General features: G+C 76.1%; 21 protein-coding genes and 2 tRNA genes. 9 read left to right on the top strand and 14 right to left on the bottom strand.

Annotated elements, in window-relative coordinates:
• Positions 1-315 (top strand): transposase (locus tag CHC04_RS21875; RefSeq protein WP_141233884.1); only part of this gene is annotated, 315 nt, incomplete at its 5' end.
• A gap of 15 nt (positions 316-330) precedes the next feature.
• Here the strand turns inward: CHC04_RS21875 and CHC04_RS25400 are convergent.
• A complete protein-coding gene (locus CHC04_RS25400) occupies positions 331-2970 on the bottom strand; it encodes a S8 family serine peptidase (RefSeq protein ID WP_089406057.1) in 2640 nt (879 codons plus the stop codon).
• Between the two features lie 300 nt (positions 2971-3270).
• Between CHC04_RS25400 and CHC04_RS25395 the strand changes: the two genes are divergently transcribed.
• The gene (locus tag CHC04_RS25395; protein WP_089406056.1) at positions 3271-4794 is read left to right on the top strand and encodes a flagellin N-terminal helical domain-containing protein; all 1524 of its coding nucleotides are present in this window, start codon (positions 3271-3273) and stop codon (positions 4792-4794) included.
• A gap of 64 nt (positions 4795-4858) precedes the next feature.
• On the opposite strand, the gene CHC04_RS21860 is transcribed toward CHC04_RS25395, so the two are convergent.
• From CHC04_RS21860 to CHC04_RS21830, 7 genes are all read right to left on the bottom strand, one after another.
• Complete coding sequence (locus CHC04_RS21860; protein ID WP_089406055.1) at positions 4859-6499, bottom strand: VWA domain-containing protein; 1641 nt, start codon at positions 6497-6499, stop codon at positions 4859-4861.
• Positions 6500-6627: 128 nt separating this feature from the next.
• Positions 6628-7605: a UDP-glucuronic acid decarboxylase family protein gene (locus tag CHC04_RS21855; protein ID WP_089406054.1), complete on the bottom strand. Its 978-nt coding sequence runs from the start codon at positions 7603-7605 to the stop codon at positions 6628-6630.
• A 223-nt stretch (positions 7606-7828) separates the two neighbouring features.
• On the bottom strand, positions 7829-9175 hold the full coding sequence (locus tag CHC04_RS21850) for an ABC transporter substrate-binding protein (RefSeq protein WP_245817631.1): 1347 nt from the start codon (positions 9173-9175) through the stop codon (positions 7829-7831).
• A gap of 90 nt (positions 9176-9265) precedes the next feature.
• Positions 9266-10426 carry a branched-chain amino acid ABC transporter permease gene (locus CHC04_RS21845; RefSeq protein WP_089406083.1) on the bottom strand — a complete coding sequence of 387 codons (1161 nt, stop codon included), beginning with the start codon at positions 10424-10426 and terminating at the stop codon, positions 9266-9268.
• Positions 10427-10431: 5 nt separating this feature from the next.
• Positions 10432-11310, bottom strand: coding sequence for a branched-chain amino acid ABC transporter permease (locus CHC04_RS21840; protein ID WP_089406053.1), 879 nt, complete (start codon positions 11308-11310; stop codon positions 10432-10434).
• A 42-nt stretch (positions 11311-11352) separates the two neighbouring features.
• On the bottom strand, positions 11353-12159 hold the full coding sequence (locus CHC04_RS21835) for an ABC transporter ATP-binding protein (RefSeq protein WP_245817629.1): 807 nt from the start codon (positions 12157-12159) through the stop codon (positions 11353-11355).
• A gap of 1 nt (position 12160) precedes the next feature.
• The gene (locus CHC04_RS21830; RefSeq protein WP_089406052.1) at positions 12161-13039 is read right to left on the bottom strand and encodes an ABC transporter ATP-binding protein; all 879 of its coding nucleotides are present in this window, start codon (positions 13037-13039) and stop codon (positions 12161-12163) included.
• A gap of 171 nt (positions 13040-13210) precedes the next feature.
• On the opposite strand from CHC04_RS21830, the gene CHC04_RS21825 reads away from it, so the two are divergent.
• Positions 13211-14449, top strand: coding sequence for a PucR family transcriptional regulator (locus tag CHC04_RS21825; protein ID WP_245817626.1), 1239 nt, complete (start codon positions 13211-13213; stop codon positions 14447-14449).
• 89 nt (positions 14450-14538) lie between these two features.
• On the opposite strand, the gene CHC04_RS21820 is transcribed toward CHC04_RS21825, so the two are convergent.
• The 3 genes from CHC04_RS21820 to CHC04_RS21810 are packed head-to-tail and all read right to left on the bottom strand — an operon-like array spanning position 14539 to position 16161.
• Positions 14539-14772: a DUF2630 family protein gene (locus tag CHC04_RS21820; protein ID WP_089406051.1), complete on the bottom strand. Its 234-nt coding sequence runs from the start codon at positions 14770-14772 to the stop codon at positions 14539-14541.
• 37 nt (positions 14773-14809) lie between these two features.
• A complete protein-coding gene (locus CHC04_RS21815) occupies positions 14810-15721 on the bottom strand; it encodes a prephenate dehydrogenase/arogenate dehydrogenase family protein (RefSeq protein ID WP_281252266.1) in 912 nt (303 codons plus the stop codon).
• Positions 15718-16161: a PaaI family thioesterase gene (locus CHC04_RS21810; RefSeq protein WP_089406050.1), complete on the bottom strand. Its 444-nt coding sequence runs from the start codon at positions 16159-16161 to the stop codon at positions 15718-15720. Before CHC04_RS21810 ends, CHC04_RS21815 begins: the two co-directional genes overlap by 4 nt.
• Between CHC04_RS21810 and CHC04_RS21805 the strand changes: the two genes are divergently transcribed.
• The 5 genes from CHC04_RS21805 (at position 16160) to CHC04_RS21785 (ending at position 18603) form a co-directional block, all read left to right on the top strand.
• Complete coding sequence (locus tag CHC04_RS21805; protein WP_245817624.1) at positions 16160-16867, top strand: O-methyltransferase; 708 nt, start codon at positions 16160-16162, stop codon at positions 16865-16867. The genes CHC04_RS21810 and CHC04_RS21805 overlap by 2 nt on opposite strands.
• Positions 16864-17352 (top strand): tRNA adenosine deaminase-associated protein, encoded by a 489-nt coding sequence (locus tag CHC04_RS21800; protein ID WP_089406049.1) that lies wholly within the window; start codon positions 16864-16866, stop codon positions 17350-17352. The genes CHC04_RS21805 and CHC04_RS21800 overlap by 4 nt, the downstream gene beginning before the upstream one ends.
• Positions 17349-17993 carry an HAD-IA family hydrolase gene (locus CHC04_RS21795; RefSeq protein ID WP_089406048.1) on the top strand — a complete coding sequence of 215 codons (645 nt, stop codon included), beginning with the start codon at positions 17349-17351 and terminating at the stop codon, positions 17991-17993. Before CHC04_RS21800 ends, CHC04_RS21795 begins: the two co-directional genes overlap by 4 nt.
• A gap of 35 nt (positions 17994-18028) precedes the next feature.
• Positions 18029-18505 carry a nucleoside deaminase gene (locus CHC04_RS21790; protein WP_089406047.1) on the top strand — a complete coding sequence of 159 codons (477 nt, stop codon included), beginning with the start codon at positions 18029-18031 and terminating at the stop codon, positions 18503-18505.
• A 10-nt stretch (positions 18506-18515) separates the two neighbouring features.
• Positions 18516-18603 (top strand) — tRNA-Ser (locus CHC04_RS21785).
• Positions 18604-18677: 74 nt separating this feature from the next.
• On the opposite strand, the gene CHC04_RS24645 is transcribed toward CHC04_RS21785, so the two are convergent.
• Positions 18678-20408, bottom strand: coding sequence for a serine/threonine-protein kinase (locus CHC04_RS24645; RefSeq protein WP_217897503.1), 1731 nt, complete (start codon positions 20406-20408; stop codon positions 18678-18680).
• Positions 20409-20451: 43 nt separating this feature from the next.
• On the bottom strand, positions 20452-20799 hold the full coding sequence (locus CHC04_RS21775; RefSeq protein ID WP_089406046.1) for a hypothetical protein: 348 nt from the start codon (positions 20797-20799) through the stop codon (positions 20452-20454).
• 142 nt (positions 20800-20941) lie between these two features.
• Here CHC04_RS21775 and CHC04_RS21770 point away from each other — a divergent pair.
• A tRNA-Ser gene (locus tag CHC04_RS21770) sits at positions 20942-21026 on the top strand.
• A gap of 45 nt (positions 21027-21071) precedes the next feature.
• On the opposite strand, the gene CHC04_RS21765 is transcribed toward CHC04_RS21770, so the two are convergent.
• A complete protein-coding gene (locus CHC04_RS21765) occupies positions 21072-22028 on the bottom strand; it encodes a DMT family transporter (protein ID WP_089406045.1) in 957 nt (318 codons plus the stop codon).
• Between the last annotated feature and the right edge of the window lie 172 nt (positions 22029-22200).

The raw sequence follows: 22200 nt of genomic DNA, 5'->3' as shown, positions 1-22200 counted from the left end.
CCGAGGACTTGCCCGGATTACCTCGTCGCCGACAAGGGCTACAGCAGCCGCGCCAACCGGGCACTCCTCCGTCGTCGGGGCATCTCGCACACCATCGCTCAGCCCAGCGACCAGGCCGCCAACCGGCGTCGCAAGGGCTCAGCCGGTGGCCGCCCGGTCGGCTTCAACAAGGCCCGCTACGCCCGCCGCAACGTCGTCGAACGCAGCTTCTGCCAGGTCAAACAGTGGCGCGGACTGGCCACCCGCTACGACAAGCATGCCCGCAACTACGCCGGCGCGCTCAACCTCGCCGCGCTACTCACCTGGCTCCCGTGAACCGTCAGACACTCTCTAGACGGCCAGTCCCGAGCAGGACCGGGAGCAGTCGAGGCGCCAGATCGAGGTGCCCAGCGTGGTGAACAGCGCCGAGGGCACCAGCCGCTCACCCCGCGGTCCGGTGAGCGGACCGCCGCCCGTGGGGCGCGTGCCACCGCCGGCGCCCGGCTGCGGGGCGCCGGGCTGCGGCGTGCCGGGTGCCGGGCTCGGGGTCGGGGTCGGCGAGACACCGCCCGTGCCGTCGAGGTAGGTGAGGCCGCCGGCGAGCACCGACGAGGTGCCGTCGGGGGCGAACACGTACACGTCGTAGGTGCCGGCCGCCCGGGCGGGCGTGGTGAAGGTGACGCTGGTGGCCGACACCGCGGTCACCGTGGCCTGCGCGCTGGACCCGACGCGGACCCGCGCCCCGGCCGGGACCGCCGTGCCGGTGACGGTCACGCTCGTGCCACCGGCGGTGTCCACCCGGGTCGGGTTGATCGAGGTCAGGCCGAACGGCCCCACGCCCGGGTAGGTCTGCTGCCCACCGGGCCCCGGCGCGCTGCCGCCGGGCGCCGGGGTCGACCCGCCGGGCGCCGGCGCACCGGTCGTCGGCGTGCTGCCACCGGGCGCCGGGCTCCCGGGCTGGCTGCCGCCCGGGGCGGGGGTGCCGCCGCCGGGCGCCGGACTGCTGCTCGACGGGGCCGTGCCACCGGGCGCCGGCGTGCCCGGCGTGCTGGTGCCGGGCTGGGTGGTCGAGGGCGGGGTCGAGCCGCCGGGCGCGGGGGTGCCGGGCTGGCCACCGCCGGGTGCCGGGGTGCCGCCCGGCGTGCTGGTGCCCGGCTGGGTGGTCGACGGCGGGGCCGAGCCGCCGGGGGCCGGCGTGCTGGGGGTGCTCGGGGTGCTGCTGCCGGGCTGCGTGGTCGACGGCGGCGTCGGGCCACCCGGGGCCGGGGTGCTGCCACCGGGCGCCGGCGTCGGGGTGCCGGGCCGGGGGCCGGTGTCGGGCGCCTGGTACGCCACGCCGACCAGCAGCGGCGCGGCGGAGGCCAGCCCCACGTCGGCCCCGTCGCGGACCAGCTGCGCGGTGAGCACGTAGCGGCCCTGGGCCAGCTCGAGGCTCGGGGCGACCGTCGCCGATGGGCCGGGGCGGGTGCCGAGGTCGAAGAGGACCGCGCCGGTGTCGTCGGTGGTGCCGGTGACCCCGCCGACGGTGACCTGCTGCTGGCTGAGCGCGTACACCTGGCCCTGGTGCTCCATGCCCAGGCGCAGGCGGACGGCGTACTCCCCACCCGGGGCGCTGCCGCTGGTCACGACGGTCGGGGCCACCGTGCCCGGGTCGGCGCTCATCCCGGTGAAGGTGTAGGACACCTCGGCGGCGGTCTGGCCGAGCTGGGTCAGTGACAGCCGGCCGCCGGTGACCGACTTCCCGGCGAACGCGGCCACCGGCTGCACGTCGGCCAGCAGCCGGTCGACGAGCGCAGCGGCGGTGGCGGCGCGGTCGTGCGCCCGGTACAGCGCGAGGGCGGCGGCCACGTGCGGCGCCGCGATCGAGGTGCCCGACACCGCGCGGGTGCCACCGTCGTTCCAGGTCGTCGGGACCAGGTGGCCCGGCGCGAACAGGTCCACGCTCCTGGCGCCGTAGGCCGAGGAGGCGCTCACGGTGTCCGACGCGGTGCTGTTGCCGACCTTGACGAGGGTGTCGGCCATCAGCGACGCGGGGTAGAACATCGACGTGTCCCGGTCGAGCGCGTCGTTGCCGGCCGCGGCGACCACCGGCACGCCCTTGCTGCCGGCGTAGGCGATGGCCTCGGCGAGGATCTGCGCGGCGCCGGGCCCGCCCCACGAGGCGTTCACGACGTCGGCGCCGTGGTCGGCGGCGTAGCGGATGGCCTGCGCACCGAGTCGCAGGTCGACGCTCTGGCCGCCGCCGATGACCAGCGGCATGATCGTGACGTCGGGCGCCACGCCGGCCGACCCCAGGCCGTTGCCGGCGCGGGCGCCGACGACCCCGGCCACGCCGGTGCCGTGGCTGTTGTCGTTGCCCGCGTTCGTGACGTCGGGGCTGTTGGCGTAGAAGTTCCAGCCGTGGCAGTCGCCGGCGTAGCCGTCGCCGTCGGTGTCGGCCGACCCGCAGGCCTCGTCCGGGTTCGTCCACAGCGCCCCGGCCAGGTCCGGGTGGCCGGTCATCATGCCGCTGTCGACGACCGCGACGACCATGCCGCGCCCGGTGCCGGCCTGCCAGCCGGTGGGGGCCGCCACGTCGGCTCCGGCGACGGCCGCCTGGTTGTAGGCGTTGCTGCCGGTGTTCAGCAGGTCGTAGCCGTAGGCCGCCCCGTAGGGGTCGGTGATCGCCTGACCGGCGACCTCGCCGGGCACCGAGACGGTGACCTCCGCCTGCGGCAGCGCGGCGCGGACGGTGTCGGGCGTGATGCCGTACCCGGCGATCAGCGCGCTGCCGTCGAAGAGCCGTTGCGCCGAGTCGACGGCCGGCAGCTGCTCGAGCACGCCCAGCGTCGCGGCGTCGATGCCGGTGGGCGTGCTCACGGCCAGCCGGGTACGGCCGTCCCCGGAGGGGCCGAAGTCAGCGGCCTCCTCGAGGGGCGGGCCGGCGAGGGCGGTGTCGACCACCGCGGCCCCGCCGAAGCCGAGCACGACGCCGACGACCGCGGCGGTCACCCGCTGACCGCGCGTGGCCGGCCCGGACCTGACGCCCCTGTCGTGTCCTGACCCCGTGTGCATGCGTGTCCCCGTCCCCTCGGCAGCTCGTCGGCCCGGCGCGGGCCCGTGCCGGACGTCGGCTCCGGCGGCTGCCGCCTGCAGCCGAGGGACGACGGGATCCCCCTGACGGGGGGCGTTTCCGGACGATCCGTTCTCGGGTGAAGGGCTGTCCGGGTGGTGCCGTAGTGACGGGAGGTGGTCCCTGCGGCACGGGCGCAGCCGGACCCCGGACACGACGGACACGACGGAGGCGCGGGGATGAGGATCGCCACGAACGTGGCGGCACTCCACGCCTCCGCCGCGTTGGAGCGGACGGACCGGTCCGTGGCGGCGTCGCTGCGGCGGCTGTCCTCGGGGCTGCGGATCACCCGCGCGGCCGACGACGCGACGGGACTGGCCGTCTCCGAGGGCCTGCGCGCCCGCACCCGCGGCACGACCGTCGCAGTCCGCAACGCCCAGGACGGCATCGGCGTCGTCCGCACCGCCGACGGCGCCCTCGACGCGGTGCAGGCGATCCTGCGGCGGATGCGCGACCTGGCCGTGCAGGCCGGGAACGCCGGTGCGCTCGACGCGGCGGCGGCCGGCGCCGTCCGCACCGAGTTCGACCAGCTGCGCAGCGAACTCGACGACGTCGCCGGCACCACCTCCCACGGCATCCGGCTCCTGGACGGCACGTACGACCGGCTGCTGCAGGTCGGTGCCGACGCCGGTGACACCCTCCGCGTGGTCATCGCCGTCTCCGGCCGGGCAGTGGGCGCCGCCGGCCTGGGGCTGTCACGGGTCGACGTGACCGGCGGCCTGGGCCTCCCGCACACGCTCACCCCGGCCGTCGCCGTCGAGCCCAGCACGCCTGCGCCCGGGCGGCTGACCCTCGCGGTGGACCCCACCTCGGCCGCCGCCCTCGCCGCGCTGACCGGGACCGTGGAGTACGACGGGCGGGTGCTCGACCTCGCGTCGGTCGACCGCACCGGGGCGGTGACCGCGCAGGACCACCTCGACCGGCTCGCCGCCGCGGTCACGGCCGCTCTCGGGGCCGGTCCGTTCGCCCCGACCGCCGCGGGACTGGTGCTCACCGGTGCCACCCCGGGCCCGGCCTCGCTGCCGGCCGACGCCGCCGCGCTGACCCCGCGCTACACCGGACCCGTCCCCGCCACGGTCGACGCCGCCGTCCCCGCCGCCCGCGACACCGCCGCCCCCGGCCGGCTGGTCCTGGCCGGTGACCACGTCTCGGCGGACGCGTACGCGGAGAGCTTCGACGCCCTCGCCGGCACGGTGCGCTACGGCGGGCGGGCGTTCGACCTGGGGTCGGTGGACTACTCGGGCGCCGGGACGGCGCAGGAGCGCCTCGACCGGCTCAACGCGAGCGCCGTGGCGGCTCTCGGCACCGGGTCCACCCCGTTCGTCGCGACCGCCACCGGCCTGCTGTTCACCGGGGAGACCCCGGGCCCGGCCTCCACCGCAGCGGACGCGGCGGCGGTGACCCCCACCTACACAGGGGACGCGGGGACCGCCGGCACGCTCCGGGCCATCGACGGGGCCATCGCCCGGGTGTCGGACCTCCGGGCGCGCCTCGGCGCGATCGACAACCGCCTCTCCTCCCGCATCGGCGTGCTCGGTGCGGCCGTCGAGGGCACGACGGCCGCCGAGTCCCGGATCCGCGACCTCGACGTGGCCGCCGAGGTCACCGTCCTGACCCGCGGCCAGGTCCTGGCGGAGGCCGGGATCGCCGTGCTGGCGCAGGCCAACCAGACCCCGGCCCGCGTCCTCGCCCTGCTGCGCTGACCCCGCCGTGCGGTCCGGACGACCGCGGTCCTACCGCTGCCGCAGCGCTACCGCTGCCGCAGCGCTACCGCTGCCGCAGCGCGTCGAACAGCACGTCCTGCAGGTCGTTGGGGTCGACGGCGGAGTAGGCCGCGCCGCCGGTGGCCTCGGCGATCCGCTGCAGTGCCTGGATGTCGGCGTCCGGGCCGAGCGCCACGCCGATGACCTTGACCGGCCGCTGCGGGTCGGCCTCGGCTTCCAGCGTCTGCACCAGCGTGTCGAGGTCGACGCCCGAGGAGTCCTCGTTGGTCCCGTCGGTGACGATCACGACGCTGCTGACGGCCTCGGGGTCGTACTGCTCCTGCGCGGCCCGGAAGGCGTCCAGCGTGGTGTCGTACAGGCCGGTGCCCCCGGGCGCGAGCCGGTCGGGGATGGTGTCGAGCTCGTCGTCGAGCAGGTCGCGCTGGGTGGTGCCGTCGACCTCCTCGGACAGCGTGCGGATGGGCGCGAGCTCGGTCCAGTCCTGCTCGCCCTGCAGCTGGTAGGCGAACACCCACAGCCCGATCGACGACGTCCCGGGGATGAGGGTCAGCGCGCTCTTGGCCGCGTCGCGGGCGAGGGTGGCGCGGGTGCCGTCGCCGGCGGGGGCCTCCATCGACGCCGACACGTCGATGACGGTGAGCAGCCGCGAGGGCGCGGCCAGCCGGCTGAGCTCGCCCAGCAGGGCCTGCACCCCCTCCGGGTCGACGTCGAGCACCGGGGGCGCCTCCTCGCGCACGCCCGGGCCGGGGTCGGTCGGCGGAGTGCCCTCCGCGTCGCGGAACCCGGCCGCCAGGACGGCGGTGCGCGCCTGCGCGGAGGTCAGCGTCCGGACGACGGCGTCGACGGCGGCGCGGTCCTCGTCGGCGGTGGGGCCCACCCGCAGCACCGGGTAGTCCAGCTGGGGGGAGCCCTCGGCCGGGTAGACGGCGACGAGCGAGGAGTCGGGGGTCGCGCGGTTGACCGTGATGACCTCCTGCTCGCTGATCGGGACCAGCGCGGCCTCGACGTCGTTCTCCGCGGCCGCGGTGAGGGCGTCGGCGGGGTCGACCGCGGGGCCGCGGCGGGCGGCCAGGACGGCCTGGACGACGGCGTTGTCGGCCTGGTCGCCCCCGCCGAGCGAGGTCTGCACGGCGGCCAGCGCGGCGACGCCCTCGGCGCTGGCGGCCAGGTCGGGCACCGCGATGGGGCGCTGGCCGCTCAGCGCCGCGCGCCAGTCCGGCGGCGTCTGGGTCCAGCCGAGCTCGTCGGCGGCCGCGCGGCTGGTGCCGAGGACGACGGGGGAGCGCGCCATCGACCCGGAGGCGTCGAACTCGACGTCGTCGGCGCGGACGGTCCACAGCGAGCTGTCGGGCACCCAGACCTGCGGCAGCGCGCCGTCCTCGAGGGCGGAGAGGTCGCCGACCGTCTGCAGCGGCTCCTGGGCGCTCACCTCGCCGACGGCGCAGGTCCCGCCGCCGAGGTCCTGCGGCTCGTCGAGCAGGTCCTGCGCGACGCCGCCCATCTCGGGTGCGACCGTGACCCGGACGGTGTGGGTGTCCTCGCACCCGTCCCCGCCCGACCCGGAGGCCAGCCACCAGACCAGCCCGCCGGCCACCAGCGCGACGACCACGAGGCCGGCCAGCAGGGCGACGGGTGCGGGACGCTGGCTGCGGCGCACGGTGCTCGTGTCGGCGTGGCGGCCCATTGCTCGCTCTCCGTCAGTGTCCGGTTCCTCGGCGTGCTCTACGACCGCCGGTCACCAATGTAGATGCGAAGTCGGCCACAGCGGGAGCGGGCCGGTCGAGGGGGCTCCCGCTGGCCCGGGGGAGCCGGTCAGCCGGCCTGCAGCGCGAGCGCCCGCTGCCGCTCGGCGAACCAGGCCACGGTGCGGCGCAGCCCCTCCTCCGAGGCGACACCGGGCCGCCACCCGAGCAGCTCCTCGGCGCGGCGGGTGTCGGGACGGCGGACCTTCGGGTCGTCGACGGGCAGGTCGATGTACTCGATCCCCGAGGAGGAGCCGGTCAGCTCGACGATCCACTCGGCGAGCCGGAGCATCGACAGCTCGTCGGGGTTGCCGATGTTGACCGGGCCGGGCTGGTCGGAGATGGCGAGGGCGAGGATGCCGCGCACCGTGTCGTCGACGTAGCAGATCGAGCGGGTCTGCGAGCCGTCGCCGGCGACGGTGAGCGGCCGGCCGGCCAGCGCCTGGCCGACGAAGGCGGGGATGGCCCGGCCGTCGTCGGCGCGCATCCGCGGGCCGTAGGTGTTGAAGATGCGCACGATGCCGGTGTCGGTGCCCTTCGACGTCCGGTACGCGGTCGTCATGGCCTCGCTGAAGCGCTTCGCCTCGTCGTAGACGCCGCGCGGCCCGACCGGGTTGACGTTGCCCCAGTACTCCTCGGGCTGGGGGTGCACGAGCGGGTCGCCGTAGACCTCCGACGTCGAGGCCAGCACGTACCGGGCGCCCTTCTCGTGCGCCAGGCCCAGGGTGTGCAGCGTGCCGAGGCTGCCCACCTTGAGCGTCTCGATCGGCATGCGGAGGTAGTCCAGCGGGCTGGCCGGCGAGGCGAAGTGCAGCACGAGGTCGACCGGGCCGGGCACGTGCACGAAGTCGGTGACGTCGCAGCGCACCAGCCGGAACCCGGGGTGCTCGAGCAGGTGCACGACGTTCTCCGGCGAGCCGGTGAGGAAGTTGTCCAGGCACACCACCTCGACGCCGCGGTCGAGGAGGTGCTCGCAGAGGTGGGAGCCGAGGAACCCGGCGCCGCCGGTCACCACCGCCCGCCGGATCGTCCGTGCCGCCTGCACCATCGACGCTCCCGTCCCTCCGCCCGTGCTCTGCCGGGGCGCTCCTACCCGGAGATCACCGGCCGACACTTCGACAGCTGAGTGTCTCCCCGCACGGGTGACCGGACGCCGACGGGCCGCCGGTCCGGGGAGACCGGCGGCCCGCCTGGTGAGCTGCTGGAACGGCCCCCTCGCAGTGCCCCGCCCCGAGCGTCAGCGAGGGGTGGGGAGGAAGGGGGTCCTCCTGCTAGTCAGCGGCCTCCTCGTCGGGGATGCCGTTCTCCGGGGGAGTGGCGGCCTCGCGGTCGCTCTCCTCGATCTCGGCGTCACCGAGGTCGGTGGTGAGGACCGGCGTGAGCTCCTCGACGGCCGCGCCGGCCACCTGGACGACGCGCATGCCGCTGGTGCCCATGTGGCTGTCCTCGGAGTACCGGAACGGGGCGAACAGCGGACCCTCCCAGTCGGCGCCGACCTGCTCGATCGCCGCGACCAGGTCGTCACGGGTGGGGTTCTGCCCGGCCGCCTGCAGCGCCTGCACGGTCGTGTAGGCCTGCGCCATGCCGTACAGGCGGAAGGTGGTCAGCTCACCCTCCTGCCCCTGCTCGTCCCAGATCTGCTGGAACATCTGCACCCACGGGTCGTCGGGCGAGTCGGTGCCCGGGAAGTACTCGGTGGTGATCGCGCCGTCGAGCAGGGTGGCGTCGGTCACCTGGCCCTGGGAGAAGTTGGCCAGCAGGCTGCCGACCAGCGTCGGGTCCGAGCCCACGTTCGAGTAGAACCACTGGGGCTGGTAGCCCAGGCGCAGGGAGACCAGCTGCGACAGCGCCGTGTAGCTGGGCACGTTGAACCCGACGACGACGTCGGCCCCGGCCGCCTGCAGGGCGGCGATCTGCGGACCCACGTCGGTGTTGCCCGGGACGTAGCTCTGCACCTCGACGATCTGGTCGTCGATGTACTCCCGCAGGCCGCTCTCGCCGTCGGCGCCGAGGTCGTCGTCCTGCAGGAACAGGCCGACCTTCGCGTCGGGCAGGTTCTCGGCGATGTACTGCCCGAGGATCTTGCCCTCGCTGACGTAGTCGGTCTGCCAGCCGAAGGTGTACGGGTAGTCCTCCGGGGTCTCGCCCCACAGCCGCGAGCCCGAGGAGACGAACAGGTCGGGCACCCGCTCGCTGTTGAGGAACTCCAGGACGGCGGAGTGCGTCGGCGTGCCGAGGCCACCGACGACGGCGAAGACCTCGTCCTCGAGCACCAGCTGGTTGACCACCGCGCTGGTGTTCGTGGGGTTGTAGGCGTCGTCGCGGTAGACGTACTCGATCTGCCGGTCGTAGACACCGCCGTTGGCGTTGACGTGGTCGAAGTAGGCCTGCACACCGGTCGGGATCTCGCTGTAGCCGGGGGCCGCCACGCCGGTGAGCGGGTAGTGCGCCCCGAGCTTGATGGTGTCCTCGGTGATGCCGACGTCGGAGGCCTCGTTCTCGCCGCCACCGCCCCCGCCACCGCCGCCGCCGTCGTCGCCGCCACCGCAGGCGGCGAGCGTCGTGGCGACGGTGGCCGCGGCCAGGAGCCGGGTGAGTCGCCGGGAGGATCTGGTCAACGGTTCTCCTTCTTTCGTGTCCCGGACGCCTTCGACCGGGGGTCTGTGGGGGAGGGGGCCGGCGTCGCCCCGCGGCGCGACGGCCGCCGGTCAGCTGCCGGCGCCGCGCGCCGCGCGGCGCGCCCGGGCGGTCAGCCACCGCATGCGGATGGTCCCGACCACCCCGGCCGGGGCGAAGATCATCACCACGACGAGCACCAGCCCGTAGACGAACGGGGCCAGCTGGGCCGCCTCGGTGCTGTTGAGCCCGAGGTCGGCGCCGAGGTCGGTGACGAACGGCGGCAGGAACACCAGCAGCGCCGAGCCGAGCAGGACGCCGACCAGGCTGCCGAGACCGCCGATGACGATCGCGGTCAGCAGCGCCAGGGACAGGACGAGCGTGAAGCCGCTGGGCGCGGCCAGTCGGACGACCAGGGCCAGCACCCCGCCGGCGAGGCCGGCGCAGGCGGCGCTCACGACGAAGGCCAGCACCCGCCAGGCGCCCAGGTTGATACCGGCGAGCTCGGCGGCCACCTCCTGGTCGCGGACGGCGCGCCAGGTGCGGCCGATGCGGCTGCGCACCAGGTTGGCCAGCAGGAAGAAGGTGATGAGCAGGCAGATGGTCCCGACGTAGGCCAGCCACTTGGTGGCGCTCGGCGGGTTGCCCGACACCAGGTCGATGAAGCTCTCGAAGCTCTCCGGCGCCCGCGGTGCCCGCACCCGCAGGCCCTGCTCCCCGCCGAACAGGTCGCCGTAGTACACCGCGAGACCGGGCAGGCCGACCGCGAGCGCCAGCGTCGCCCCGGCCAGGTAGGGCCCGTGCAGCCGGGCCGCGGCGACCCCCACCAGCGCGCCGACGACCGTGGCGAGGGCCACCGCGGCGAGGAGGACGACCGGCAGCGGCAGGGGCTCGTCGGCGTCGAGCATCAGGGCGGTGGTGTAGGCGCCGACGGCCATGAGCGCGCCGTGGCCGAGGGAGATCTGCCCGTTGAGGCCGGTCAGGACCGTGAGCCCGCCGGCGGCGATCGCGTAGTAGGTGAGCTGGGCCAGCTGCGAGTTGGTGAACGGGTCGGTGATCTCCAGCAGGACCACCGCGCCGACCGCGCAGGCGACCAGCACCAGCAGGTGGCGCAGCAGCGTGTTGGCGGGCAGGAACGAGCGCCCGCCGCCCGCGGAGGCCGTGGGCGCGTTGGCCGCGGCGGTGGCCTGCACGGGGGCCTCGGAGGAGATCTCCCCGGTCGAGACGACGGGGGTGTCCGGCGGCTGGGTCATCTGGCTCACGCCCTCCGTGCCGTGCTGCTGGCGAACAGGCCGCCGGGCCGCACCAGGAGCACCACCATGAGGATCACGAGGGCGGCCAGGTTGACCAGTGCGGGGTCCAGGTACGCGCTGACGTAGCTCAGCGCCAGCCCGATGGTCAGGCCGCCGACGACGGCGCCCACCGGGGAGTCGAGGCCGCCGAGCACGGCGGCGACGAAGCCGAACACGATGAGCGCGTCCATGTAGGCCGGGTAGACCAGGCCACCGCCGGCGATGAGCAGGCCCGACAGCGAGCCGACGACGGCGGCCAGCGCCCAGCCGAGGGTCAGCATCCGGCCGACGCGGACACCGAGCAGCCGGGCCACCTCCTGCCCGAACGCCGAGGCGCGCATGGCCAGGCCCAGGCGGGTGAAGCGGAACAGCGCGATGAGGCCGGCCATCGTCAGGACGACCGCGACCAGCACGTAGATGCTGTTGGGGGTCAGGGCGATGGTGGTCTCGCCCACGGTGAACCCGCGCAGCCCGAACGGCGCCGGGAACGACTCGAACGACGAGCCGAACACGATCGCGATCAGCGCCTGGATCGCGACGAACAGACCCAGGGTCACGATGACGGCGTTGAGCTCGGGACCGCCCTCGACCGGCCGGATGACGACCCGCTCGATGACCGCGCCGATGACGAAGCCGCTGGCCAGCGCGACGACGAGGGCCAGCCAGTAGGACTGCCCGGCCTGGATGAGGGCCAGGGCGATGAAGCTGGTCGCCGCGGCCATCGAGCCCTGCGCGAAGTTGACGATGCGGGTGGACCGCCAGATGAGCACCAGGGCCAGCGCGAAGGCCGCGTAGACCGACCCCGAGATCAGCCCGGTGAGGGTGACGTTCACGAACTGCTGCACGAGCGGATCGCCTTCCTGCTGTGTCCTGGACGGGCGGCCGGCTCAGAAGCCGAGGTAGGCGTGGCGGAGTTCCTCGTCCCCGGCGAGCCGGTGCGCCTCGTCGGTGACCACGACCCGGCCGAGGTTGAGCACGACCCCCACGTCGGCGACCGACAGCGCGCTGCGGGCGTTCTGCTCCACCAGCAGCACCGACAGGCCCTCGGAGTCGACGAGGTTGCGCAGCAGCGCGAAGATCTGCGCCACGATCCGCGGCGCCAGGCCCAGCGACGGCTCGTCGAGGAGCAGCAGGCGGGGTTGGGCCAGCAGCGCCCGCCCGATGACCAGCATCTGCCGCTCACCGCCGGAGAGCGTGTGCGCCGGGTTGTCCCGCCGCTCCACCAGGCGGGGGAAGAAGTCGTAGACCCGGTCGAACTCGTCCTTGCCGACCTTGCCGCGGAACAGCGACCCCACGCGGAGGTTCTCGTCGACGGTCAGCTCGGCGATGACGCCGCGACCCTCCGGCACGTGCGACATGCCCTTGGTGACCATGGCCTCGACCTGCGCCCGGGTGACGTCCTCGCCGCCGAGGACGACGCGGCCGGCGGTCGGGCGCACCAGGCCGCTGATGGTGCGCAGCAGCGTCGTCTTGCCCGCGCCGTTGGCGCCGAGGACGGCGGTGATCCGGCCGGCCTCGGCCTGCAGCGAGACGCCGTCGAGCGCCCGGACCGGCCCGTAGGCCGCCGACAGCCCCTCGACCTCCAGCACCGGCGCGGCGGTGCGGGCCCCGCCGGCGGCACCGGTGGCAGCGGAGCCGGCGGCGGACGCGGCGGTGGCTCCCTTCGACAGCGAGGCCCCGTTCGGCTGGGTCACGTCAGCGCTCCCGTCCGTCGGTGGACGTGGTCAGGGCCGCGGCGTCGCTCGCGACGTCGACCTCGTCGCCGAGGTAGGCCTCGGTCACGGCCGGGTCGGCCTGCACCTCCGCCGGCGTGCCGGCGGCGATCTGCTGGCCGGAGTCGAGCACGGTGATCCGGTCGCACACCCGCATGACGAGGTCCATGTGGTGCTCGACGAGCAGCACGCTCATCCGCCCGGAGAGCGTGCGGATCAGGTCGCCGAGCTCGTGCATCTCGTCCTCGGACAGGCCGCTGGCCGGTTCGTCGAGCAGCAGCAGGTCGGGGTCGCTGACCAGGGCGCGGGCCAGCGCGACCCGCTTCTGCACCGGGTAGGGCAGCGAGTCGGGGTAGCGCCCGGCGTAGGGGGTGGCCTCGAGCTCCTCGAGGGCCGCGAGGGCCCGCGCGCGCAGCCGCGCCTCGTCGCGGTCGGACGTCGGGATGGCGAACAGCGCGGAGACGAACCCGGCCCGGGCGTGCCGGTGCGCACCCACCATGACGTTCTCCAGCACGGTCAGGCCGCGGAAGAGACCGACGCCCTGCAGGGTGCGGGCGATGCCGAGCCGGCTCAGCTGGCTGGGCCGCAGCCGGCGCAGCTCGTCGCCGCGCCACACGATCCGGCCCGTGTCGGGGCGGACCAGGCCGCACGCGACGTTGAACAGGGTGGTCTTGCCCGCGCCGTTGGGCCCGATGAGCCCGTGCACCTGGCCGGGCTCGACGGTCAGCGACACGTCGGAGAGCGCGGCGACGCCCCCGAAGGACACGCTGATCCCGGTCATCTCCAGCCGGGCGCCGGACGAGCGGTCGTGGTGCGGCGTGCTGCTGCTCGTGCTGTCCGGCGGCTGCGCCAAGGGGCCCACGTCTCCTCTGCGTCGGGGAGTTCCCGCGACCGGCGGCGCGCGGGGCGACGATTGGGTCACGGCTCCGTCCCGATGAGCCTGCCGACTGGTGAGGGCCGTCACAATGGGCTGACCGCACAGTGATGACCGGCCCGTGTTGTGCTGTCCGCGGTGCCGAGCGGAGGTGGTCACGTGCAGGAGACGCGGCGTGCGGTGGCCGACCGGCTCGCCGAGCTCGTGCCGGTGCTGCTCGGCGAGCTCGACGGCATGACCGACCGGATGGTCGACATCCTGCTGCGCACCGAGCCCGCCTACCGCGACGCGCTGCGCACCGACCCGGTCGCGATGCGCGCCTCCCTCAAGGCCAACCTGGCCGTCGGCGTCCGCGGGCTGCTGTCGGAGGGGTCGGTCCCCGAGCGCCAGGCCGGTGCGGCCGCCGCCGCCGAGGTCGGCCGCCTGCGCGCCACCCAGGACATCCCGCTCGAGGCGGTGCTGCGCGGCTACCGGCTCGGCGGCCAGGTGCTCTGGGAGTCGCTGGTCGCGGCCTCCCGGCAGGTCGCCGGCCACGACGACGGCCTGCTGCTGGAGGTGGCCGGGTCGCTGTGGCGCACCAACGACCGCGAGTGCACCGCCGTCGCCACGGCGTACCGCACCGAGGAGCGCCGCCGCACCGGTCTCGACGCCGCCGGGCGGCAGCGGCTGGTCGACGGGCTGCTCGACGGCCGCGGCGGCGACCCCGCGTTCGTCCGGACGGCGTCGGAGCAGCTCGCCGTCCCGCTGACCGGCCCGCTGGCCGTCGTCGTCGCCCCGGCCGGGGAGGGCGTGCCCGGCCTGCCGGCCGACCCCGGGGCGGCCCTGCTCAAGCGCGGCATCCGCTCGGCCTGGGGCGCCCGGTCGCAGGCGCTCGTGGGCGTGGTGGCCCTGGGCACCCGCCGGCTGCCGGAGCTGCTGGGCCGGCTGGGGCTGCTGGCCACCGGGCCGGTCGGGGTGTCGGCCGTCGTGGAGGGCGCCGCGGCCGTGGCCGGGGCCTACCGGCTGGCCGAGACCGCCGCGCGCACGCTGCGCGCCGGCACCGCACGGGTGGTCACGGTCGACGACCGGCTGCCCGAGGCGCTGCTGTCCGACTCGCCGGAGATCGCCGAGCGGCTCGTCGGGCTCACCCTCGGCCGGCTGCTGGAGCTGCCCGAGGACGAGCGCGAGGTGCTGTTGGAGACGCTCTCGGCCCTGCTCGACGCCGACGGCTCGCCCACCCGCGCCGCCGACCTCCTGTACTGCCACCGCAACACGGTCATGCACCGGCTGCGGCGCATCGAGTCGGTGACCGGCCGCAAGCTCGCCGACCCGCGGGCGCGGCTGCTCTGGCAGCTGGCGCTGCTGGACACCGGCCACCACGACGCCGGCAACCGCCGGCCGGTCTGCGACTCGGCCTGACGACGGACCCCCTGCCCCCACCGCTCGCACGCTCGCGGCGGGCCCCTGCAGGGGGCCGCCCGGGGTGCAGCCGCGTCGCCGGGCTCCCGTTACTGGAGGTAGCCCTCGACCTCGGACCTCGGGCGGACCTCCGCGGAGTCGGGGTCCTCGTCGTACTGCCGCTTGGCGTCCCGCTGCCGGCGCAGGTCCCAGAGCTGGTCGCGCTCCTCCTCGACCTGCCGGAGCCGGGCCCGCTGCTCGGCGGTGTGCTCCCCGCTCTCCCTCAGCAGGCGCTCCTCGTCGGCGAGCGCGTCGATGCGGTGGCGGATCTCGTCGTCGTCCATGCCCGCACCTTGCCCTGCACCCCCGCCGCGCAACCGCTCAGGGCTGCGGCACCCAGCCCTCGACGAAGGCGGCCAGCCGCCGGGTCACCGCCCCGCCGGCCCGGCCCAGCGCCAGCAACGCCACCCGGTCCAGCGGGACCCGGACGGTGCGCCGGCCGGGGTCCGCGGTGCGCACCCCGTGCCCGGCGGCCACCAGCTCCGGCCACGGCCGCCGCAGCTGGGCCAGCACCCGGTCCAGGGCGGCCGCCGTCGGGCCGGCGTTGCCCTCGACCATCGCCGTCACGAACGCCGGGTCGCTGCCGGCCACCCGGGTGCCGTCGCGGAAGCTGCCGGCGGCCAGCGCCAGGGCCAGCGGGCCGGCCTCGCCGGCGGCCGCGGCCAGGGCGGCGGCGAGCAGGTGCGGGACGTGGCTGACCGCCGCGACGGCGGCGTCGTGCTCGGCGGCGGTCACCGGCACCACCTCCGCGCCGGCGTCGAGGACCACCTCCGCGGCGCGCAGCCAGCGCGGCAGCTCGGTGCCCGGCTCCAGGCACAGCGCCCAGCGGGCGCCGCGGAACAGTGCCGGGTCGGTGGCCGCGTGCCCGGAGCGCTCGGTCCCGGCCATCGGGTGCCCGCCGACGAACCGCCCGCCCAGCGCGGCGCCCACCGTGGCCAGCACCGGCTCCTTGACCGAGCCGACGTCGGTGACGGTGGCGGCCGGGTCGACGTCGATACCGTCGAGCGCGGCGGCGGTGTCCGGCAGCGGGACGGCCAGGACGACGACGCCGGCCAGCTCCCGGGTCACCCGCACGCCCCGCGCCGCCGCGGCCTCCCGGGCGGCGGGGTCGACGTCCCACCCGCGGACCTCGCGACCGGCCGCCACCAGCGCGGCGGCCAGCGACCCGCCGAGCTGGCCGAGGCCGACGACGCCGACCGGCGGGCGGGCCATGGTGGGGACCGGCAGGCTCACTCCGCCGTCGCCCAGCTGCGCTCGGTGCGGAAGACCCGGGCCAGCGCGGTCGCGACCAGCCGGCCGTCCTCCCCGCGGGCGTCGATCCGGTAGACGGCGGTGCGCCGGCTGCGGTGCAGCTCGGTGCCCTCGGCGACCAGCCGCTCACCGGGCCGGCCGGGGGCGAGGAACTCGGTGTGCACGTCCTGCGCGACCGCCACCACGCCGTGGCTGTTGCTCACCGCGGCGTGGACGACGTCGAGCAGCGCCATCGTCGCCCCGCCGTGCGCGGTGCCCACGGTGTTGAGCAGCCGCGGGCCCACGGTCATGCCCGCGCGGGCGTACCCGGGGCGGACCTCCTCGAGGACGATGCCCAGCAGGTCCGCGAGCGGGTCGGCGGCGAGCCGGGCGGCCAGCGCGGGATCGACCTGGGCGCCGTCGTCCGGTGCGGGATCGGCCATGATCGGAGGCTATGCCGTCCTCACCCCGCCCCCGGCCCCCGGCATGACGCCGCGGTCGTTCCTCCTCACCCCGGAGCTGGCCGACCACGTCCGGGCGAGCTCCGAGCCGCTCGACGAGGTGGCCGCCGACCTGGTCGCCGAGACCGCGGCCATGGCCGAGCGCGGCGAGGCGCCGGCCACCTTCCAGATCGCCGTCGAGCAGGGCGTCCTCATGCAGCTGCTCACCCGCGCCCTCGGCGTGCGGCGGGCGCTGGAGATCGGCACGTTCACCGGCTTCTCGGCGCTGTGCATCGCCCGCGGCCTGCCCGCCGACGGCTCGCTGGTCTGCCTCGACCGCAGCGAGGAGTGGACGGCGGTCGCCCGGCGGTACTGGGAGCGCGCCGGCGTTGCCGACCGGATCGACCTGCGGCTGGGCAACGCGCTGGACACCCTGCGCGCGATGTCGGAGGAACCCGTCCTGGACCTGGCCTTCGTCGACGCCGACAAGACCGGCTACCGCGACTACGTCGAGGAGCTGTACCCGCGGGTGCGGCAGAACGGGGTGGTCCTGCTGGACAACACGCTGCGCGGTGGCCGGGTGCTCGCGCCGGAGTCCGACGACGACCACGCGGTGGTGGCGCTCAACGCGGCACTGGCCGCCGACCCGCGCTGGGAGACCGTGCTGCTGCCGCTGGCCGACGGCCTGACCCTCCTGCGGCGCCGGTGAGCGGCACGGGAGGCGGCAGCTGGGCGGTGCGGGTCAGCCGCCCGGACGGCCGCTGGCAGGTCGAACTGCTCGCCGCCGACGCCGGCGACGAGCTGCCGGTGCTGGAGCGGGCGCTGGGGGACCCGGGCGCCTGGCCGGTGCCGTTCGTGGTCGTCGTCGACTCGCGGCTGTACTTCGTCGTGCTGCGGCACGGCCCGGGCGGGATGGTCCGGGCGCTGATCTCCGACGCCACGATGCAGGAGTGGGTGCTGGCCGCGGAGGTCGTGGAGCGGTACGGGATCGCCGTGGACGACCCCGGCGCCACCGACCCCGACGAGACCGGCCGGCCCGGCGGTGACCTCGACGTCTTCGCCGACGACGGTCTGCCCGCCGCGCAGCTGCGGCCGATCGTGACCGCCGACGACCTGTGGGCCGACGAGAAGGTCGCGGCCATCGCCGCCCGGCTGGGCTTCGCCGACGAGCTGGCCGCGGCGGTGCCGCGGTGAGCGCGGAGGTCTCCGCCGTCGTCTTCGACCTCGGCGGGGTCATCACCGAGAGCCCGATGGTGGCCTTCGCCGCCTACGAGGCCGAGGCCGGGCTGCCCGACGGCCTCATCCGCCGGCTCAACAGCACCGACCCCGACACCAACGCCTGGGCCCGCTTCGAGCGCAACGAGCTCGACGTCGAGGGGTTCGTCGACACCTTCGAGGCCGAGGCGCTGGCCGCCGGGCACCGGGTGGACGCCCGCCGGGTGCTGGCCGCGCTGTCGGGGGAGATCCGCCCGGAGATGGTCGAGGCGGTCCGTCGGCTGCGGGCGGCCGGCCTGCCGCTGGGGATGCTGTCGAACAACGTCGCGCCGATGGAGCGCACCGGGCGGCTGGCCGAGCTGCTGGACCTGTTCGACGCGGTCGTGGAGTCCTCGGTCGAGGGGGTGCGCAAGCCCGAGCCGGAGATCTACCGGCGGGCGCTGGCGCGGCTCAACGAGGCGGTCGGCCGGGACCTCGCCTTCGCCGACTGCGCCTACCTCGACGACCTCGGCATCAACCTCAAGCCCGCCCGGGCGCTGGGGATGCACACGGTCAAGGTGACCGACCCGGCGGCCGCGCTGGCGGAGTTGTCGGCGCTGGTCGGCTTCCCGCTGACGTGACCGCCGGGCGGGATCCCTCCCCGGGACGGCGGGCCGTGACCGGACCCGGCGCGGACGCCGTCGACGCGGCGATGGGCCGGGCCCTCGAGCTCGCCGCCGCCGCGCAGGTGTGGGGGGACACGCCGATCGGCGCCGTCGTCCTCGGGCCCGGCGGTCAGGTGCTCGCCGAGGCGGCCAACGAGCGGGAGCGGCTCGGCGACCCCACCGCGCACGCCGAGGTGCTGGCGCTGCGCGCGGCGGCGCGGGTGCACGGGGACGGCTGGCGGCTCACCGGCGCCACGCTGGTGGTCACCCTCGAGCCGTGCACGATGTGCGCCGGCGCGAGCGTGCTGGCCCGGGTCGCGCACGTCGTCTACGGCGCCGACGACCCCAAGGCCGGTGCCGCCGGGTCGCTGTGGGACGTCGTCCGCGACCGCCGGCTCAACCACCGCCCGCAGGTCACCGGGGGAGTCCGGGCGGAGGAGAGCGCCGCACTGCTACGCGCGTTCTTCCGCCGGCAGCGGGGCCTGTAGTCTCTTCGGCGGTGGCGTGTCCGAGCGGCCGAAGGAGCACGCCTCGAAAGCGTGTGAGGTGCAAGCCTCCGTGGGTTCAAATCCCACCGCCACCGCCAGCGGTCCACGACGGCGGCGTCCCACCTCGGGGACGCCGCCGTCGTCGCGTCCGGGGTCGGGCGGCCGTCCGGGGTCAGGCGACCACGTCGAGGTCGATGAGCAGCCGGCCGTCGGCCGCGCGGACGAACGTCACCGCGTGCGTCTCGACCAGCCGCTCGCCCGGGTCGAGGAACTCGACCTGCGTCGTGGCGGTGATGCGGTCGCCTCGGTCGGTGACGTCGCGCACGTCGAGCAGGTTGACCTCCGACCAGCGGCCGAAGAAGTCCGCGTAGTACCCGTAGCTCGCGCGCGACTGCAGGGTCGGCCCGGTCAGCTCGTAGGCGCCGGCCGTGTCCCCGGGCAGCAGCGCGTAGTACTGATCGAGGGTCTCCCGCGCCTCGGTGGCCGGGTCGGCCGGCGCCTCCTCCGCGGGCGGCGACTCCGCGGAGGGACCGTCCGTCGCGGGCGGGGGGCTCTCCGCCGACCGCTCACCCGCGGACGACCCGCCGGCCGGCGCCCCGGCGTCGCCGGACGGTTCCGCGGTCGCGTCGTCCGGGGCCGACGAGGTGGCACCGGCCGACGTCCCGCCGTCGGGGTCCGCGGTGCCGCCGCGGGTGGCCAGCCAGGTGCCCCCCACGGCGGCCAGCGCGACCAGGGCGACGGCGAGGACCACCAGCAGCGGACGGCGGCGCCGGCGCCTCGGGCCGACCAGCGGTCCCGACCGCGCGGGCCGGTCCGCACCGGCCGGCTCCGGCGTCCGGGGCTGCGGTGCGGGCGGGTCCGGATCGCCGCGGTCCCCGGCCGGCGGGCCGGCGAGCGTGTCCGGCGGGACGGGGACCGGCGCGACGGGGGTCGGCGGGTCGACGGCCTCCGCGGGCGGTCCCACCGGCAGCGGCGGGTCCGGCTCGAGCTGGGCGGTGCGGCTGCGGCTGGGCGCCGCCCCGAGGGCGGTGCGCGCCAGCAGCACCGTCGTCGGGTCGCCGTCGCGCCCGGCGGCCAGCCGCGCCAGCTCGTCGCGGACCTGGCCCATCGACGGCCGCCGGGCGGGGTCGGCCTCGAGCATCCGCCGCAGCGGCCGCTCCAGAGACCCCGCGCGCCGCGGCGGGCGCACCTGCCCGCCGGCCACCCGGTGCAGCAGGCGCAGCGCGTTGTCGTCCATGCCGAAGGGCGGCTCGCCCTCCAGGCAGGTGTAGAGCGTCGCGGCCAGCGAGAAGACGTCGCTGGCCGGCGTCATCTCGCTGCCCTGGGCGACCTCGGGCGCGAGGAAGGCCGGCGTCCCGGTGATCTGCCCGGTCTGGGTGAGCGTGACGTCACCGCTGGCGTGCGCGATGCCGAAGTCGGTGATCTTCACCAGGCCGTCGACCCGCCCACCCCGGCCGACCAGCACGTTGCCGGGCTTGACGTCGCGGTGCACGATCCCGGCCTCGTGCACGGCGACCAGCGCGTCGGCCAGCTGCGCCCCCACCTGCGCCACCTGGTCGGGGCGCAGCACGCCGTCCTGGTGCAGCACCTCGGCGAGGCTGCGGGAGGGCAGGTACTCCATCACCAGCCACGGGACGCCGTCCTCGAGGGCGACGTCGAAGACGGAGATCGCGTGCGGGTGGGTCAGCCGGGCGGCGATGCGGCCCTCGCGCAGCGCCCGCTGGCGCTGCTGGTCGGCGACCGCGGGGTCGGTGCCCGCCGGCAGCAGCACCTGCTTGACGGCGACCTCGCGGCCGAGCAGCTCGTCACGCCCGAGCCACACCGCGCCCATGCTGCCGCGGCCCACCCGCGACACCAGCCGGTAGCGGCCGGCCACCAGGCGGCCGGGGACGGTCGAGGTCACCGGCGCTCCCTACCCCGCCGGGGTGCGCCGGGCACGCCCCGGCTCAGACGGTGCTGGGGACGCCGTAGCGACGGGCGTACTCCTCCTGCGCGCCCGAGGGCAGCACGTCGTAGAGCCCGCCGAGCTCCTCGACGGCGCCGGGCGGGAGGTCGTCGAAGAGCCGCTCCCACGTCGGCGGCTCGTCGTAGCTGCGGGTCAGCAGCAGCTCCCACGCCTGGGCCTGGCGGTCGCGCTTGCTGCGCTCGGCGGCGAACTCCGAGAGGTAGCGGTCCTTGGCGGCGGCCTTCTCCTCCGCCGTGGCCGAGGGCGGCAGCCCCGCGGGGTCGGCGCCACGCAGGACGGCCACGATCTCGTCCACGACCTCCGGTCGGACCTGGCCCGGCTCGCTCATCGTCCTGCTCCTCGACTCTCGTGCGCCCCCCGACCTCGACAGCCTGCCCCGTGCCGCGGCGGGCGACCACCCGGGGTGGCGCGCCACACGCCGCGGACCGTCCGCTGACCGCCGCGGTGCCGCCCGCTACCATCGGGGCACGGGAGGATTCGCCTAGTGGCCTATGGCGCTCGCTTGGAAAGCGGGTTGGGGGCAACCCCTCGGGAGTTCGAATCTCCCATCCTCCGCACCGCGACGACGGGCCCCGGCAGACCGCCGGGGCCCGTCGTCGTTCACGCGCCGGTCGCGGCGGCCGGCCCGGCGCGGCGGCCCAGCTCGCGCACGTAGAGCCCGGCGACCGCGGCGAGCAGCAGCACCCCGCCGGCGACGGCGGCCGGCTCGAGCCGCTCGCCGAGGAACGCCGTGGCCAGCACGGTCGCCGTCAGCGGCTCGAGCAGCGTCACGATCGAGGCCACCGCGCCCGGCACCGTGCGCACGCCGGCGAAGAACAGCCGGTAGGCCAGGGCGCTGGGCACTAGCCCCAGGTAGAGCAGCACCGCCAGCGCGACGCCGTCGGACGGGACGGTCAGCCCCTCGGCGAGGACGACCGGGGTGAGCAGCAGCGCGCCGCCGGCGAACCCGGCCAGCGTCACCGGGACACCGGCCGGCACGCCGCCGCCGGCCAGCGTGACGACGGCGTAGCCGAGCGCCGAGCCGGTCGCCGTCAGCGCGCCGAGCAGCACGGTCGTCCCGGTGTCGGCGCCGGCGGAGACGCCCACGAGCAGGGTGAGCCCGACGAGGGCGACGCCCAGCGCGACGAGGGTGGTCCGGTTCGGCCGGCCCGCGCCGAGCAGGGTGCCGCCGACGGCGACGAGCAGCGGCGCCAGGCCGAGCGCGACGAGCGTGGCGATGCTCACCCCGGCCCGCTCGACGGCGCTGAAGTAGGCGAGCTGGTAGGCGGCCAGCCCGGCGCCGATGAGGACCAGGCGGCCGGCCACCGGCCGCGTCACCCGGACGGCGGGCCCGCGGCGCCGGGCGGTCACCGCCCAGGCCGCGCACAGGGCGACCGCGCCGACCGCCAGGCGGTACCAGGCGATGTCGAGCGCGGACAGGCCGCTGCGGTCGGCGACGACCCGGCCGGACAGGCCGGAGGTCCCCCAGCACAGGGCCGCGAGGACGACGAACGCGAAGCCACGCCGGGACGACGAGGAGTCGCGCCGGGAGGCGAGGGAGAGGGAGGGGGTGGACATGACGCTCCTGGGCGCTGGTTCCGGACGGGGCGGCGGTCCGGAGCACGGCGCAGTGGCGGCCGGACGTGCCGGCCGCGCGGATCAGCCCGCGGTGCTCCGGGTCAGGAGCGGGGCGGGGGCAGCACGAGGGCGCGCCGGGGCGTCATGCCCCGGGAGCCTAGCGACCGCCGTC

Origin of the sequence: Geodermatophilus saharensis (genome assembly GCF_900188205.1) — a bacterium.
Classification (GTDB): Bacteria; Actinomycetota; Actinomycetes; order Mycobacteriales; family Geodermatophilaceae; genus Geodermatophilus; species Geodermatophilus saharensis.
This window is presented reverse-complemented; position numbering and strand designations above follow the sequence as displayed.

Excerpts from the sequence above, each read along its gene's own strand:
- CHC04_RS25395 (WP_089406056.1), top strand. The coding sequence starts at position 3,271 with ATGAGGATCGCCACGAACGTGGCGGCACTCCACGCCTCCGCCGCGTTG.
- CHC04_RS21860 (WP_089406055.1), bottom strand. The coding sequence starts at position 6,499 with ATGGGCCGCCACGCCGACACGAGCACCGTGCGCCGCAGCCAGCGTCCC.
- CHC04_RS21855 (WP_089406054.1), bottom strand. The coding sequence starts at position 7,605 with ATGGTGCAGGCGGCACGGACGATCCGGCGGGCGGTGGTGACCGGCGGC.
- CHC04_RS21845 (WP_089406083.1), bottom strand. The coding sequence starts at position 10,426 with ATGACCCAGCCGCCGGACACCCCCGTCGTCTCGACCGGGGAGATCTCC.
- CHC04_RS21820 (WP_089406051.1), bottom strand. The coding sequence starts at position 14,772 with ATGGACGACGACGAGATCCGCCACCGCATCGACGCGCTCGCCGACGAG.
- CHC04_RS21805 (WP_245817624.1), top strand. The coding sequence starts at position 16,160 with ATGATCGGAGGCTATGCCGTCCTCACCCCGCCCCCGGCCCCCGGCATG.
- CHC04_RS21810 (WP_089406050.1), bottom strand. The coding sequence starts at position 16,161 with ATGGCCGATCCCGCACCGGACGACGGCGCCCAGGTCGATCCCGCGCTG.
- CHC04_RS21775 (WP_089406046.1), bottom strand. The coding sequence starts at position 20,799 with ATGAGCGAGCCGGGCCAGGTCCGACCGGAGGTCGTGGACGAGATCGTG.
- CHC04_RS21765 (WP_089406045.1), bottom strand. The coding sequence starts at position 22,028 with ATGTCCACCCCCTCCCTCTCCCTCGCCTCCCGGCGCGACTCCTCGTCG.